Source organism: Rubripirellula obstinata (assembly GCF_001642955.1).
In the GTDB taxonomy this organism is placed as follows: domain Bacteria; phylum Planctomycetota; class Planctomycetia; order Pirellulales; family Pirellulaceae; genus Rubripirellula; species Rubripirellula obstinata.
The window spans coordinates 1-12,805 of the sequence record NZ_LWSK01000141.1 but is presented as its reverse complement, the minus strand read 5'-3'; the positions used below and the strand labels follow the sequence as shown (position 1 = coordinate 12,805).

General features: G+C 55.1%; 20 protein-coding genes. 16 read left to right on the top strand and 4 right to left on the bottom strand.

Annotation, left to right across the window (positions count from 1 at the left end):
* Positions 1 to 350: 350 nt before the first annotated feature.
* Positions 351 to 590, bottom strand: a complete 240-nt coding sequence (locus RC85_RS27090; protein WP_157594008.1) for a hypothetical protein — start codon at positions 588 to 590, stop codon at positions 351 to 353.
* Positions 591 to 1,368: 778 nt separating this feature from the next.
* Here RC85_RS27090 and RC85_RS22320 point away from each other — a divergent pair.
* Positions 1,369 to 1,782, top strand: coding sequence for a hypothetical protein (locus tag RC85_RS22320; protein ID WP_068266961.1), 414 nt, complete (start codon positions 1,369 to 1,371; stop codon positions 1,780 to 1,782).
* A 647-nt stretch (positions 1,783 to 2,429) separates the two neighbouring features.
* Entirely contained in the window at positions 2,430 to 2,795 is a 366-nt protein-coding gene (locus RC85_RS22315; protein WP_149753345.1) for a hypothetical protein, read from the top strand.
* Between the two features lie 166 nt (positions 2,796 to 2,961).
* On the opposite strand, the gene RC85_RS27655 is transcribed toward RC85_RS22315, so the two are convergent.
* Positions 2,962 to 3,351 (bottom strand): hypothetical protein, encoded by a 390-nt coding sequence (locus RC85_RS27655; protein WP_068266959.1) that lies wholly within the window; start codon positions 3,349 to 3,351, stop codon positions 2,962 to 2,964.
* 93 nt (positions 3,352 to 3,444) lie between these two features.
* On the opposite strand from RC85_RS27655, the gene RC85_RS22305 reads away from it, so the two are divergent.
* The 13 genes from RC85_RS22305 to RC85_RS27075 all read left to right on the top strand — a co-directional run bounded on the left by RC85_RS22305 (position 3,445) and on the right by RC85_RS27075 (position 11,369).
* Entirely contained in the window at positions 3,445 to 3,849 is a 405-nt protein-coding gene (locus tag RC85_RS22305; RefSeq protein WP_068266958.1) for a hypothetical protein, read from the top strand.
* 445 nt (positions 3,850 to 4,294) lie between these two features.
* The gene (locus RC85_RS27650) at positions 4,295 to 4,453 is read left to right on the top strand and encodes a hypothetical protein (protein WP_162273236.1); all 159 of its coding nucleotides are present in this window, start codon (positions 4,295 to 4,297) and stop codon (positions 4,451 to 4,453) included.
* Between the two features lie 418 nt (positions 4,454 to 4,871).
* Complete coding sequence (locus tag RC85_RS22300; protein ID WP_068266957.1) at positions 4,872 to 5,357, top strand: hypothetical protein; 486 nt, start codon at positions 4,872 to 4,874, stop codon at positions 5,355 to 5,357.
* Between the two features lie 620 nt (positions 5,358 to 5,977).
* Positions 5,978 to 6,397 (top strand): hypothetical protein, encoded by a 420-nt coding sequence (locus tag RC85_RS22290; protein WP_068266955.1) that lies wholly within the window; start codon positions 5,978 to 5,980, stop codon positions 6,395 to 6,397.
* Positions 6,398 to 6,547: 150 nt separating this feature from the next.
* On the top strand, positions 6,548 to 7,075 hold the full coding sequence (locus RC85_RS22285) for a hypothetical protein (protein WP_068266954.1): 528 nt from the start codon (positions 6,548 to 6,550) through the stop codon (positions 7,073 to 7,075).
* Positions 7,076 to 7,473: 398 nt separating this feature from the next.
* On the top strand, positions 7,474 to 7,875 hold the full coding sequence (locus tag RC85_RS27085) for a hypothetical protein (RefSeq protein WP_149753554.1): 402 nt from the start codon (positions 7,474 to 7,476) through the stop codon (positions 7,873 to 7,875).
* Positions 7,872 to 7,994: a hypothetical protein gene (locus RC85_RS28895; RefSeq protein ID WP_261340485.1), complete on the top strand. Its 123-nt coding sequence runs from the start codon at positions 7,872 to 7,874 to the stop codon at positions 7,992 to 7,994. Before RC85_RS27085 ends, RC85_RS28895 begins: the two co-directional genes overlap by 4 nt.
* 801 nt (positions 7,995 to 8,795) lie before the next feature.
* Positions 8,796 to 8,960: a hypothetical protein gene (locus RC85_RS27080; protein WP_157594007.1), complete on the top strand. Its 165-nt coding sequence runs from the start codon at positions 8,796 to 8,798 to the stop codon at positions 8,958 to 8,960.
* A gap of 11 nt (positions 8,961 to 8,971) precedes the next feature.
* Positions 8,972 to 9,412, top strand: coding sequence for a ribonuclease E inhibitor RraB (locus tag RC85_RS29085; protein WP_068266953.1), 441 nt, complete (start codon positions 8,972 to 8,974; stop codon positions 9,410 to 9,412).
* 485 nt (positions 9,413 to 9,897) lie between these two features.
* A complete protein-coding gene (locus RC85_RS27645) occupies positions 9,898 to 10,116 on the top strand; it encodes a type II toxin-antitoxin system HicB family antitoxin (RefSeq protein ID WP_068266951.1) in 219 nt (72 codons plus the stop codon).
* On the top strand, positions 10,113 to 10,298 hold the full coding sequence (locus tag RC85_RS22265; RefSeq protein ID WP_068266950.1) for a type II toxin-antitoxin system HicA family toxin: 186 nt from the start codon (positions 10,113 to 10,115) through the stop codon (positions 10,296 to 10,298). Before RC85_RS27645 ends, RC85_RS22265 begins: the two co-directional genes overlap by 4 nt.
* A 119-nt stretch (positions 10,299 to 10,417) precedes the next feature.
* Positions 10,418 to 10,831: a hypothetical protein gene (locus tag RC85_RS22260; protein ID WP_068266949.1), complete on the top strand. Its 414-nt coding sequence runs from the start codon at positions 10,418 to 10,420 to the stop codon at positions 10,829 to 10,831.
* A gap of 100 nt (positions 10,832 to 10,931) precedes the next feature.
* Positions 10,932 to 11,369 (top strand): HAD domain-containing protein, encoded by a 438-nt coding sequence (locus RC85_RS27075; protein WP_149753445.1) that lies wholly within the window; start codon positions 10,932 to 10,934, stop codon positions 11,367 to 11,369.
* Positions 11,370 to 11,464: 95 nt separating this feature from the next.
* Here RC85_RS27075 and RC85_RS27640 read toward each other — a convergent pair whose 3' ends face one another.
* A complete protein-coding gene (locus RC85_RS27640) occupies positions 11,465 to 11,611 on the bottom strand; it encodes a membrane or secreted protein (RefSeq protein WP_149753256.1) in 147 nt (48 codons plus the stop codon).
* Between the two features lie 677 nt (positions 11,612 to 12,288).
* Here RC85_RS27640 and RC85_RS27635 point away from each other — a divergent pair.
* On the top strand, positions 12,289 to 12,510 hold the full coding sequence (locus RC85_RS27635; RefSeq protein ID WP_149753519.1) for a hypothetical protein: 222 nt from the start codon (positions 12,289 to 12,291) through the stop codon (positions 12,508 to 12,510).
* Between the two features lie 63 nt (positions 12,511 to 12,573).
* Here RC85_RS27635 and RC85_RS28635 read toward each other — a convergent pair.
* Positions 12,574 to 12,805, bottom strand: a 232-nt coding sequence (locus tag RC85_RS28635; RefSeq protein WP_238383203.1) for a hypothetical protein, incomplete at its 5' end; no start/stop codon positions are given.

Here is a 12,805-nt window from a genome sequence, read left to right as displayed (position 1 = left end):
AGACTTGCTCATGTGGGGGATCCTCTGAGAGAATGTAAGCCGAACTCCCAGTGAGTTCGGATCTACCAAAGGGTTCCTCACGTTTTCAATCCACACGCCCCGCCGCGAAGCGGCTTACTTGAACCATTGCATGCACCGGAGTGGCGGCCGCACACTTTTCTCTCTGCTTGCACGTCTAATCCCGCCACCTCGGTGATGCATCCCGTTATCGGTACTTGGTGTGCGTCGTGCCGTGTGTCGTCAGCGCTCGATTCAGCTGGACTGACTTTCGCACAACTACCGCGCCGGCGACCGCCCAATCCGATACACTGTGGACGGATTGCAACGCCACGGATGCTCGACTTGCTCGGTCACCCACGTGGCGGAACGCCGCGCTGACCCGCGTCCGTCGCGCGGTCGTCCAGACTGTCCGCCATTCCGGCGTTGTTTTCCGCTCTCGCGGGAGGTGCTCGGTGCGTGACCCATCTTCCGATAACCAACGCATGCACCGGAACGGCGGTGGTTACCTGTTTTCGATGGTGGCTCTTCCGCCGCCGTCCGGTGATGCTGATCGTTATCCGACTGGGTGTTTCGGGGTGTGCTCGATCCATTCGGCCGCTTCGTGGAGCCAATGCCCTGCTTACCCCAGGCATCGTAAACCTGCTTCGCTACCCAGGCTTCGCAGCCCTGCTGCTCGCCCTCGTTGCCGCAGAACCCCATGCTCCCAAACCAGCAATGCTGTCGCATTGCTGTCATTTCGCTTGACTTCACTCTGCTAATACAGCAACAATAGGTAAGCCGGGTAGCCGATTGGCGGTTGCCGCGACCAGTAAGAATAAGTCAAATGACTTATTCTCACCCGCGCTGGCCGGTGAGAAACAAGTTATCCGTACCTGTGCTGTTGAATGCACACAACCGCTAAGTCGGATACCTCTGTCCATGGTTTGGAGACCGCCAACCAATGGTCGACTTTAGAACGCTAAGAACGGAACCTTCTGATTGTCTATTTGTTTTGTCGTATCTGCTGGTAGGCTCTCACACGATTCTCACGGCGGATGCAAAGGGCACGCCACGATCGACGCTTTGTTCTTTTCCTCCATGCCTTCGATCGCGTCATGCCCTTTGCGTCCTTCTATCCTGTGGTGAACTTTGGGATACTCCTACGCGCGGTCTTGGTTTACACTAACTGCAAACTTCAATCATGCGACTTAAAGCGATCCGATGCTCAGGTGGCGAACGGATAACCATGGGTTGTTCCGGAGCGGGGCTTGCGCGCGGTTTGGTTCGGTTTGACACTTTACACTGCCCGCCCGGAAAACCCGGACGTTATCCGACTAGGCGCAACTCGATCTGCCTGGCCGTCTCCCGGTAGCTTCGCAACAGCTTGACATGGATCCACACGAACCCACTAAGTACGAACTGCTGCCTGATTCGATGGCGGCCTCAGACTTGGAGACACTATTCAACGAATTGCTGCTGTCAAACACGCCCGACCCCTTGGTCACGACTAACGCACTCTACGAATTGGCAACCCGTCAATGGCATACCTACGAACCGCTTGCGCCTAGCGTCGCTCAACGAATTGATGATTGGCTCGTGACCAATTGGGACACCAATTCCTTGGCGTTTACAGACACTGCTACGGCAATCGTCGCTCATCTTCGTCTGCCTCGCACGTTGCAAATAATACGATCACTTGTAGGCCATCCCGACCCGGAGATAGATCGCGTAATTCGTGGACTTATCGCGGAGTTGGACGTCGGCGACCCACTTGATCCGTGGTGGGATTTACGCAACCTGTAACACACATCCAAACTGGCGGATAACCATCGCATGCACCGGAGCCGGGCTTGCACGGTTTCTCCGATGGACGACTTTACTTTCCCGCCCCGGTGATGCGTAACGTTATCCGACTGAGCCGCGGACACTTGCTGCCCGCCTCGTGCCCTGCGGGGCACAACCTACGCGTACAACATGACCGCCAACACCGCTTTGCCCCCAACCCTCGATCAATACTCGAATCCAGACTGCCCTGCGGGGCATTAATCAACGCCCGAATCCCAATGCTCAATCTATGCTGACGTGCCGGATGCACTGCGTGGCACAACCAACGCCTGTCTTCGGTTGCTCGATTTAACGCTGCCCAACGAAACTTGCTTGACCGACCTCTCTTCGCTACAATGCACACACGGTAATGGTCACCCACGGGGACGAAGTCCGCGCTGACCGATCGTATCGCATTGGTGTGTTGCGGATAACCATGCGATGTTGACGGAGTGGCGGCAACGCTGTGTCCTCTGCTTGCAAGTCTTCTCTCGCCACCCGCAAATCGCTACCGTTATCCGACTGGGGCTCTCGAATTGGCTGCTGGATTGGCGTTGGCCCTGTTTGCAACCAGCGGTACAATCCCGGCCACAACACTTCACTCCTAATTTCACACGGAAGTTCAAATGCGCACTGCTTCATTCCTCTTCTTAGCGACTCTACTATTGTCGATCGCATCGCTCGGCTACCGCCCAAGCTCAGTCGCAGCGGCTGATGCGGACGCGACTGGCGAAGCCAGCAAGGTTCACACTAGAAATTACCGACTCAACGACTTTCCCGTCTGGTCGGCAGACGGGAAAGTGTTTGATCCCACCATTTTGATGGTGTACATCAAGGCTACCGTTGACCCCAATACTTGGGATTCAACGTCCAGAATGGCTCCTTACGTTGACAGCAACAGCTTGGTCATCGCAACTACGCTAGCGAATCACGACTCCATCGCCACCGCTCTCGAATCACTACGTACACAAGTAACGGTTGCCAAAAAATAGCGGATAACCATGCGATGCACCGGAGCCGGGCTTGCAAGCGGGTTTGTCTGCTTGCAAGTCAACACTCCCGGCCCGGTGATCGCGGACGTTATCCGACTGAGCCACGGACACTTGCTGCCCGCCTCGCGCCCTGCGGGGCACAACCTACGCATGGAATCCACGCCGATCACGCCGCACTTTTGCTCTCGAGTTCGCATGCACGACAATCACTCACTACGACCGATACCTGATCTAACGTTGACAGGCTCTCAAATAGCTCTTGCCCGTGTTGCCGATACCACGCTTTACTCCTTGCTTGCACGACCGGCGACGAGGTGATTCCGACCGCAACTTCGTAACCGACGCCTGATGTCACGGGCGACCGCATTGGAACGTTTTTCCCTGATTCAACCCTTTGCGGTAACGTCAAATTTGCCGACGACGATTGATTTTGTCCCTTCCGGGCCATCATCGTCGGCAAATTTGACGTAACCGCAATCCCTTCGCTAAACTGGCGTTCCGACTGACCGCCTCGTAGGTGGCGGTCACCAACGTAAACATGATCGCGGATAACCATGGGATGCACCGGAGTACGGCTTGCGAGATTTTCTGTGATGGTTGACTTTTCTCTCCGTACCCGGTGATCCCGGTCGTTATCCGAACTGAAACCATGAAGCGAATCCATATCGCGATCCCTGCCCTTGTGGTATTGGCTTGCCTTGCTGCAGTGCGAATGCGCAAAACGTCGTTGACCTACGACGCTGAGTCCATTGAAATACTCGCTACTGGTTTCACCGCCAACGGCTACGAGGTGCAATTCGCCGCTCCAAGCGATCCAGCTTTCTTTTGCCCCGGCGTTGCCACTACCTACGAAGATGGTTCGTCTTTTTTCAGCTTTGTACGTTCACGAAAGGACACGAAGTTAGACGTCGATCTCCCCGCCTACGAAGCATATTCAGGCAGCACCGCTGTCTGCATTCCGTACCCTGATAACTGGCGGCAAGATGGGTGGTCCGTGGTCATTTACAATGAGGATGGTGGCACGATCTCCCAAGCTTTCAAGCATCCACCATGAAATCACGGATAACCATCACATGCACCGGAGCGGCGATGGTTGGTTGTTTCCTGATTGAAAATCTCCCGTCGCCGCCCGGTGATGTGTAACGTTATCCGGCTGGGTGCTCGGTCGCGCCGACGAACTCGAAACTGCTCTGAGGGGCACAGCCAACGCCTTAGTTGGCTGATCGTTCAACTACTCCAACGCTTGGCTCTGCCTCATTTACTTGCGACTGTTCCTTCCGATCGTTAATCTGGACCGTCCTGGTCGATCCCAACGGTTGCTCGCGTCGCGGGTCACCGACGGAGCGGGACGCCAGCGGAACACGACCCAACCCTCGTCATGATTCGATCCCCGATTCCGAAGACCTTTTCCGCGATTCAACCCTGTTCATGTGGCGACGTCCCGTCGATGTTTTCTGCTTCGCAGGCTACGCTCGATACATTATGGCGGCGTCCCGCCGATGTTTTCTGCTCGCGCAGGTCATCCTCGATTCACACCGATGTTTTCGCATTGTCTGTTCTCGGTCTTGCGACTCGGGCTTGTCGCTGGTTTCCATCGTATCCCATGCCGCCGGATAACCATGGGATGCACCGGAGTGGGACTTGCGACCGTTTCCTGATGGTTACCTTTTCCCTTCCCACCCGGTGATCCCGGTCGTTATCCGACCGAGCCGCGGACATTTGCTGCCTTCCTTGGGCCCTGCGGGGCATATCCAACGCACGACCAACACCGCTTTACCCCCAACGCTCGATCAATACTCAAGTCCAGACTGCCCTGCGGGGCATCAACCGACGCCTGTCTTCGGTTGCTCGACTTAACGCTGCCCACCGAACTTGCTTGACCGACCACTCTTTGCTACGATCTACACATGGTGATGGTCACCCACGTGAACGAAGTCCGCACTGACGGCCATATCGTAGTGGTGTTTTGCGGATAACCATTGCATGCACCGGAGTGGCGGCCGCACACTTTTCTCTCTGCTTGCACGTCTAATCCCGCCACCTCGGTGATGCTTGCCGTTATCCGACTGAATCGCCATGATTCCTGACTCACTACTCGCCGCTTGGTTCGCGTTCGTTTTCATCACCGAACCTATCGAACACGCCGCCCATCATCGACTGGTGAAAAACTCCAACGCAGTTCACGCCGGAATGACTCCGCTGGAGGTAACTACGATCCTAGGTGATCCCGCTGCGAAATATGCAAAACGCGGTGTAATCGCAACTTGGTGGCTCGAAGGGCCACGACCTAAGCAATGGATGTACGGGACCGGATTTAACCTCGATTATGTCGTGATCCCGAATTTTCCATGGTTAAACCCGCTCCCTCTGAATCTTCGCATTTTCGACTACGCCGACGATGACCTCGTTGTTGACTGGACGGATGACGATCTCGTAACGTCTGTCAAACGCCCGAACTTTGAATTGCCGGAAATTGCTTTTGGGATGCTCGATGCCTCACTGTTCACGCGTGATGTCCTGCGTCTATTCGTCTTCCGTACCCAACCCCAAGACGGCGGATAACCATGGCGTGCACACGGAGCGGGGCTTGCAGGCGTACTTGAAATCGAAAACTTTACCCTCCCCGCCCGGTGACGCCGGTCGTTATCCGACTGAACCAACTTGCACCCCAATCCTTACAAGTCGCCGCCCGAAGCACCACCGTCTATAGCTAACGCTAGACGTTGGGCACACGACCAATGCCCGATCTGCTTAATCGCGTTTCCTCGCTCCTCGATGTTCCTTCAATTCAAGCCGAAATGCTCAAATTGCAATACCCGATTGACCGTTGCTTGGCCCCACGAACGAAAGCAAATGCTCATCGCTGCATTCGCCATTGGCCTAACAATACCTTTTGTGATGCTGTTCCTCACTATTTATCGCTTTCATGTTCCATACCTGCCTTTCCTAAACCTTGTATTCCCGGTGTCCGCTACTGTCGCTGGACTGAAGATTGGCGTTCTCTATCCATACGGATTGACAAAGGGGCGATTTACCTCCCCCGAATCTGACGCAATTGTCGCAAGCATGCAGCGTAACGGATAACCATGGGATGCACCGGAGTGGGACTTGCGGCCGTTTCCTGATGGTTACCTTTTCCCTTCCCACCCGGTGATCCCGGTCGTTATCCGACTGAAATGCACGTGACTGACTCCGCACTTCCGCATGATGAGACCACTGCGAATCGAATCCAAACTCGTCGATGGTGTGTGATCCTGCTGTACACACTCGCTGCATTTTGGGGTGTCGCCCAAATCGCTTCTCCAAACAATGTATTCCTCTACTATCTATCCGCCTTGCTGTTCGCTGGCACTGCGACATGCTGGGCGTCCCTAGACTTTCGCATCCAAGGCCGAAGATTTCCCGGCATTGTGCCACTCATCTACTTTTTGACTTGGCCTGCTGCGACACTCGCCTATCTCGTCTACACACGCGGATTTCGCGGGCTTGGCTACTGGGCGCTGCACGCGCTCGGGCTAGTCGCTATTCTCATGTTCACGTTTGTTCCGTCTGCGCTGTTGCTTGATTGGCTTGGCTGGATCAACCTGGATGAAATCCAATGACCGATCCATGGGACGGATAACCAAAGGATGCACCGGAGTGGGGCTTGCGGCTGCTTTCTGATGGTTACCTTTTCCGTCCCCACCCGGTGATCCTAGACGTTATCCGACTGAGTACATTTCCTGACCAACCTCTTCTCAAAGGCTGATTCGATGAACCAAATGCTTCTACTGTCTGCTTCGCTTGCCGCATTGATCCCGCTATGTGGTCCAGGTGTCGCATCAGAACCTAAGTCAAACCAACAAGTCTGGGCTGCGGTGACCAAACTGCCTCAAGCAACAAAGGAATCTCAGCGGTACCATGTTCAGATTACAAGCGGCGTAAGATTTGGTCTGCTCTCGGCAATCACCGAAGCACTACCTGCCGACAATGGGAACATCGTGGTTCGCTCATCGGAAGACGACCTCGAGCTTGTCTTCTCTAGCAACCCCATCCTGGTCTTGAGAATAGACGATGGCATTGCAACCATCGCTCCCGATGAGCAATTCCCTTATTCTGTCACGAGCAAGCTAGCAGGCGCCCTGAAGTCGAATGGCATTCCTAGGGTTTACTTTTCTGCCGTAAACGAACTACTTAAGCCACTACCGCAACTGAAACAGAGTGGCAATTTTTCTGATAGTCCGTTTGAACGGCGGTTTGCACTTCGTGGCCCTAAGCCAGTGAAACGCGTTCAGCAATAGTAGGCATTTGCCTGCCTAGAACCTAAAAGCCAACCGATCCCAAATTGCGGATAACCAAGACATGCACCGGAGTCGGGCTTGCGACCGTTTTCATATGGAACGTCAACATTCCCGACCCGGTGATGTCGGACGTTATCCGACTGAGCCGCGGACACTTGCTGCCCTCCTCGCGCCCTGCGGGTCACAAGCAACGCACGAACAACACCGCTTTGCCCCCATTGCTCGACCGCCGACTGCCCTGCGGGGCATCAACCGACGCCCGAATCCCAATGCTCAATCAACGCAGACGTGCCGGATGCACTGCGTGGCACCAACCAACGCCTGTCTTCTAGCACTCGATATACTGCTGCCACACGAAACTTGCTTGATCGCCCGCTCTTTGTTACGCTTCTAACTTGGTGTTTGTCACCCACGGGGACGAAGTCCGCGCTGACGGACCCTATCGCAATGGTGTCTTGCGGATAACCATTGCATGCACCGGAGTGGCGGTGGCAGACTTTTCCCTTTGCTTGCACGTCAATCGCCGCCACCTCGGTGATGCTTACCGTTATCCGACTGAACCGCGGACATTTACTGCCTTCCTCGCGCCCTGCGGGGCATATCCAACGCCCGACCTACACCGAAGTGGCGACTGCCCTGCGGGGCACCAACCGACGCCTGATTTCCAGTGCTCGAACAACGCCGATGTACTGGATGCACTGCGTGGCATCAACCAACGCCTGTCATTGGATACTCGATTTAATGCTGCCAACCGAAACTTGCTTGACCGATCGCTCTTTGCTACGATTTACACACGGTGATGATCAACCACGGGGACGAAGTCCGCGCCGACGGACCGCATCGCAATGGTGTGTTTCGGATAACCATTGCATGCACCGGAGTGGCGGCCGCACGCTTTTCTCTCTGCTTGCACGTCTAATCCCGCCACCTCGGTGATGCATACCGTTATCCAACTTGAAGGTCGACCTGTGGTTGTACTTGCAACGTTATTGCTGATCGACTCCAGCTTTCCATCACTCAACGTATCCAAACAATGAAAAGGTTCTCCCAACTAACTGGCCTGTTACTGCTATGCTTGTCGCTGCTCTTTTCGCAGAAATCCCACAGAGAATGGAACGCTTCCGGCCCTTTCTTTTTCGACCATAAATCACCCGGCCCCAGACACGTTGCCGCGATGGAACGCTACTCCGCTTCGCGCCGATTGGTTCGGATAAGCGCGTCCGCTGGCATGCTTGCACTCTGTGCCGGGCTTGTGCCATTTCCGAAATGGCCAAGACGTTGCGAATCTGCATCCGAAAGTGATACTTCCTGCTGAAACCGGAACCGCGACGTAGGCTTACCTCCAACTCGCAATCGCGGATAACCATTGCATGCACCGGAGTGTCGGCCGCACACTTTCCTCTCTGCTTGCACGTCAAATCCCGCCACCTCGGTGATGCATACCGTTATCCGACTCAACTGCGGACATTCGCTGCCTTCCTCGCGCCCTGCGGGGCACACCCCATGCTCGACCTGCACCGCTTTTCCCCACTGCTCGAACAACACCGAAATGCCGACTGCCCTGCGGGGCACCAACCGACGCCTTATTGCAATGCCCGAACAACGCCGATGAGCCGAATGCACTGCGTGGCACCAACCAACGCCTGTATTCGAGCACTCGATTTGCTGCCCCTCACCGAAACTTGCTTGACCAACGGAACTTTGCTACGATTTGAACTTGGTGATTGTCACCTACGTGGACGAAGTCCGCGCTGACGGACCTCATCGCGATGGTGTATTGCGGATAACCATTGCATGCACCGGAGTGGCGGCCGCACGCTTTTCTCTCTGCTTGCACGTCAAATCCCGCCACCTCGGTGATGCATACCGTTATCCGACTGAGTAAATCGCATTGCTATGCTTAAGTGGCTCCGGAGTCTCGCTGAACCCGTCATGGCCCCCGGTAACCGAACGTGGGATCTCGAGCCCTACTTAACCAATAGCGCACGCTCTATCCTCGAGACTGCAAGCAAGAACGGCGACGACCTGACCGAACCGCGAATTGTTCGGCACACACTGACGCTTCCTGAACGCTCCACTGCCATTGCTTTTCGCAACGCAGTCCCGAGTGAATGGATTACGAACGTAAGCGCACGGACGGATGGAACAGCATGGCAATGTGACTGCGAACGCGAGTGGACGCCCTCGATTTCTGGCCTTACACTTGATACATATCGGCTTTGGACTCTGGCACTCTCGCATCACCCCACACTCTGGGCTTACATTGGCATGTACGACGAATCTGGCGACTATTACTGGTGCGTTGCTCCACCCATGATGGAATTTACGGAACAATAGCGGATAACCATGACATGCACCGGAGTGGCGGTGGTTCGCTTTTTCGTTTGCTTGCAAGTCTTTCGCCGCCACCCGGTGATGCCTACCGTTATCCGACCGGGAGCACCCGGTCCACGCTTTACGCTTCAACCAAACGCCAACTGCAAATTCAGGCTTGTGCCTTCTTCACTAACTCCGGTTCCGAGGATCTAATTTTTTCCTGACCTCGAACGACTTTGATGATTCTACAACTTCGCTCCAATTGAACCTGCACTCCCTCCCCATAATCGCGGATAACCATTGCATGCACCGGAGTGGCGGCCGCACACTTTTCTCTCTGCTTGCACGTCAAATCCCGCCACCTCGGTGATGCTTGCCGTTATCCGACTGAAATCGCTCGCTGCCGACGCCGTTCATTCAGCTGGCTCGACACTTGCTCACGTGCTTCACACGCATTTGACGCTGAACGTGCATCTAGGCTAAACTGTGGCACAGGAGATACACAAATGCAAATGACCGCTGTTTTCATGCCTTGCCCGGAGGGCTACATCGGGTTCGTTGAGGAACTGCCAGGTGCGAACACCCAAGGCGCTACTCTCGAGGAGACCCGCCTGAACTTAAGAGAAGCCGTTCAAATGGTGCTCGAAGCGAACCGAGAACTTGCCGAACGCTCAATCGCGGGTCAAGACGTCTCCCGCGAACCGTTTGATATGTCCACACCATGAAGCGTCGGAACCTGATTCGACACTTGCTCGACCACGACTGCGAATTGCTACGGGAGGGTGGAAGCCATTCGATCTATGTGAACACAACAAACAGCCAGGTGACTGCTGTTCCGCGGCATCGTGAGATCAATGACTTCCTTGTTCGTAAGATCTGCCGCGACCTTGGTATTCCGTCGCCGTAACGGATAACCAAAGGATGCACCGGAGTACGGCTTGCACGATTTTCCGTGATGGTTGACTTTTCTCTCCGTACCCGGTGATCCTAGACGTTATCCGACTGAGATGCATGTAGCGTAAGCCTATGCCCCACATTGAACCGTTTCCCATCGTTGACCTAGACGCCCTGCTCGAACTCATTGCCGCAGGTCGCATTACCGTCGCGTGGAAAATTCCTCGGGAAGCCGGCCATTCGGTTCGCCTGTCGGTTCCGATGCTTCACCTTCTCGTCGATGGTGGCCCTGTCGCAGAATCGCCGTTAATGGACTCCTTCTCGCAATTCATCGTTGACCTCGTTGGCGAGACAAAGCACACGCCGCAGACAACGCTTTCCGCAAATGGTACACTGTCACTATCGTGCTGCATTCGCGATCAGATGCTTGACATAGACTTCGATTTCGCTGAATCCCCATCGACGCCTGGGTCATGCCACGGTGGTGGCGGGTTCGTGTCCGCTTCGCTGACTGAATTCATTCTGAAGCACGCACGAAGCGGATAACCAAAGGATGCACCGGAGTGGGGCTTGCGGCTGCTTTCTGATGGTTAGCTTTTCCGTCCCCACCCGGTGATCCTAAACGTTATCCGACTGAAATTCCGCGATGATTGTTTTCCTCGACTTTGACGGCGTACTACGACGCGACTCGTCTCCGCCGTCGTGCTTTCAAGCCGACTGCACTCACCATTTCGAGTCAGCCATACGTCCGTTTACAAGTGTCTCGATTGTTATCTCTTCGTCCTGGCGTGTTGCTGTCTCCCTCTCTGAGATACGCAGCTTCTTTTCGGATGATATCGCGAAACGCATCATCGGAAAAACACCGGAATTGGAACTTGAACGGCATCACACCCGCTATAAAGAAATCCTCAGATACCTTGATGATCGGACGGTTCCAGCCGATGCTTGGCTTGCAATTGACGATTCTGCTGACTTGTTTCCACGCGACGCGCCGTTGCTTCTGACGCAACCTGACACTGGATTCGATTCGGCGTGTGCGGTAAAGCTACGACAACTTCTGCTTTCGACCCGTGACGACGGATAACCATCGGATGCACCGGAGCGGGGCTTGCGCGTCTTTTCAAATGGAACACTTTACTCTCCCCGCCCGGTGATCCGGGACGTTATCCGACTGGGCGATCAACGGTAGGGATTGTCGGATGTCTGATCCCAAAACCGTCGATTCTGATCCGACGCGTTACTTCCTGGCAAGAACAGATCTCGCACCGCAGCGCATCCTGAAATGCAACACACCACCAACATAACAATCACAAATACTCTTCGCATGATATTCTCCTGCTTGCTCGGTACCTAATCCTGCAAACCTGCGTCAAGGCGTTTCTCGTGCTATCAAACACGCGAACGATGGGACATGCTCGCCGCTGCCCAGTCTTCGATGTCCGGTTGCTTTTCGCGGACTTGATCCATGACGGCGCGTTCGCCATACTACTGTCACCTACCCGGGCGAAGTCCAGACTGGCGGCGTCCCGCCGTTGTTCTCCCGTGCGGGTTTCATGCTCGATGCCGGATGGCCACGTTCCGTCGTTGTTTTCCGTTCTCGCGGTCTATAGTCGCTGGCGGTCCGCCTCGGATCTATGCTGACGGATAACCATGGATTGCACCGGAGTCGGGCTTGCAGGCGCTTCCTGATGGTTGACTTTAATCTCCCGACCCGGTGAATCCGGACGTTATCCGACTGAACTGCGGACACTTGCTGCCCGCCTCACGCCCTGCGGGGCACAACCTACGCTCGACCAAATACGCTTTGCCCCAACGCTCGACCTACACCGAAGTGCCGACTGCCCTGCGGGGCATCAAACGACGCTCGAAATCCAATACTCAATCAATGCTGTAGTGCCGGATGCACTGCGTGGCATCAACCAACGCCTGTCCTTGGATACTCGATTTAATTCTGCTGGCCGAAACTTGCTCGAACGTCCATTCTTTGCTACTCTTTCCACATGGTGATTGTCACCCACGGGGACGAAGTCCGCGCTGACGGACGGCACCGCAATGGTGTATTTCGGATAACCATTGCATGCACCGGAGTGGCGGCCGCACACTTTTCTCTCTGCTTGCACGTCAAATCCCGCCACCCCGGTGATGCATTCCGTTATCCGACTGAGCCGCGGAAACTGACTGCCAGCCTCGCGCCCTGCGGGGCACAACCAACGCGTACAGCATGACCGCCAAAACCGCTTTGCCCCGACGCTCGACCAATACTTAAGTACCGACTGCCCTGCGGGGCATCAACCGACGCCTGAATTCCAACGCTCGAACAAAACCGAAGTGCCGGATGCACTGCGTGGCACCAACCAACGCCTGTCCTTGTACACTCGATTTACTGCTGCTCGCCGAAACTTGCTTGACCGACCACTCTTTGTTACGATTTCAGCACGGTGATTGTCACCCAAGGGGACGAAGTTCGCGCTGACGGATCCTAACGCGATGGTGTTTTGCGGATAACCATTGCATGCACCG

Bases quoted from the DNA above. Each gene is read 5' to 3' on its own strand.
- RC85_RS22305 (WP_068266958.1), top strand. From the start codon at position 3,445: ATGAAGCGAATCCATATCGCGATCCCTGCCCTTGTGGTATTGGCTTGC.
- RC85_RS27650 (WP_162273236.1), top strand. From the start codon at position 4,295: ATGTTTTCTGCTCGCGCAGGTCATCCTCGATTCACACCGATGTTTTCG.
- RC85_RS27645 (WP_068266951.1), top strand. From the start codon at position 9,898: ATGCAAATGACCGCTGTTTTCATGCCTTGCCCGGAGGGCTACATCGGG.
- RC85_RS27640 (WP_149753256.1), bottom strand. From the start codon at position 11,611: ATGCGAAGAGTATTTGTGATTGTTATGTTGGTGGTGTGTTGCATTTCA.
- RC85_RS27655 (WP_068266959.1), bottom strand. From the start codon at position 3,351: ATGGTTATCCGCGATCATGTTTACGTTGGTGACCGCCACCTACGAGGC.
- RC85_RS22265 (WP_068266950.1), top strand. From the start codon at position 10,113: ATGAAGCGTCGGAACCTGATTCGACACTTGCTCGACCACGACTGCGAA.
- RC85_RS22315 (WP_149753345.1), top strand. From the start codon at position 2,430: ATGCGCACTGCTTCATTCCTCTTCTTAGCGACTCTACTATTGTCGATC.
- RC85_RS27075 (WP_149753445.1), top strand. From the start codon at position 10,932: ATGATTGTTTTCCTCGACTTTGACGGCGTACTACGACGCGACTCGTCT.
- RC85_RS27090 (WP_157594008.1), bottom strand. From the start codon at position 590: ATGGATCGAGCACACCCCGAAACACCCAGTCGGATAACGATCAGCATC.
- RC85_RS29085 (WP_068266953.1), top strand. From the start codon at position 8,972: ATGCTTAAGTGGCTCCGGAGTCTCGCTGAACCCGTCATGGCCCCCGGT.
- RC85_RS22300 (WP_068266957.1), top strand. From the start codon at position 4,872: ATGATTCCTGACTCACTACTCGCCGCTTGGTTCGCGTTCGTTTTCATC.
- RC85_RS22285 (WP_068266954.1), top strand. From the start codon at position 6,548: ATGAACCAAATGCTTCTACTGTCTGCTTCGCTTGCCGCATTGATCCCG.
- RC85_RS22260 (WP_068266949.1), top strand. From the start codon at position 10,418: ATGCCCCACATTGAACCGTTTCCCATCGTTGACCTAGACGCCCTGCTC.
- RC85_RS22320 (WP_068266961.1), top strand. From the start codon at position 1,369: ATGGATCCACACGAACCCACTAAGTACGAACTGCTGCCTGATTCGATG.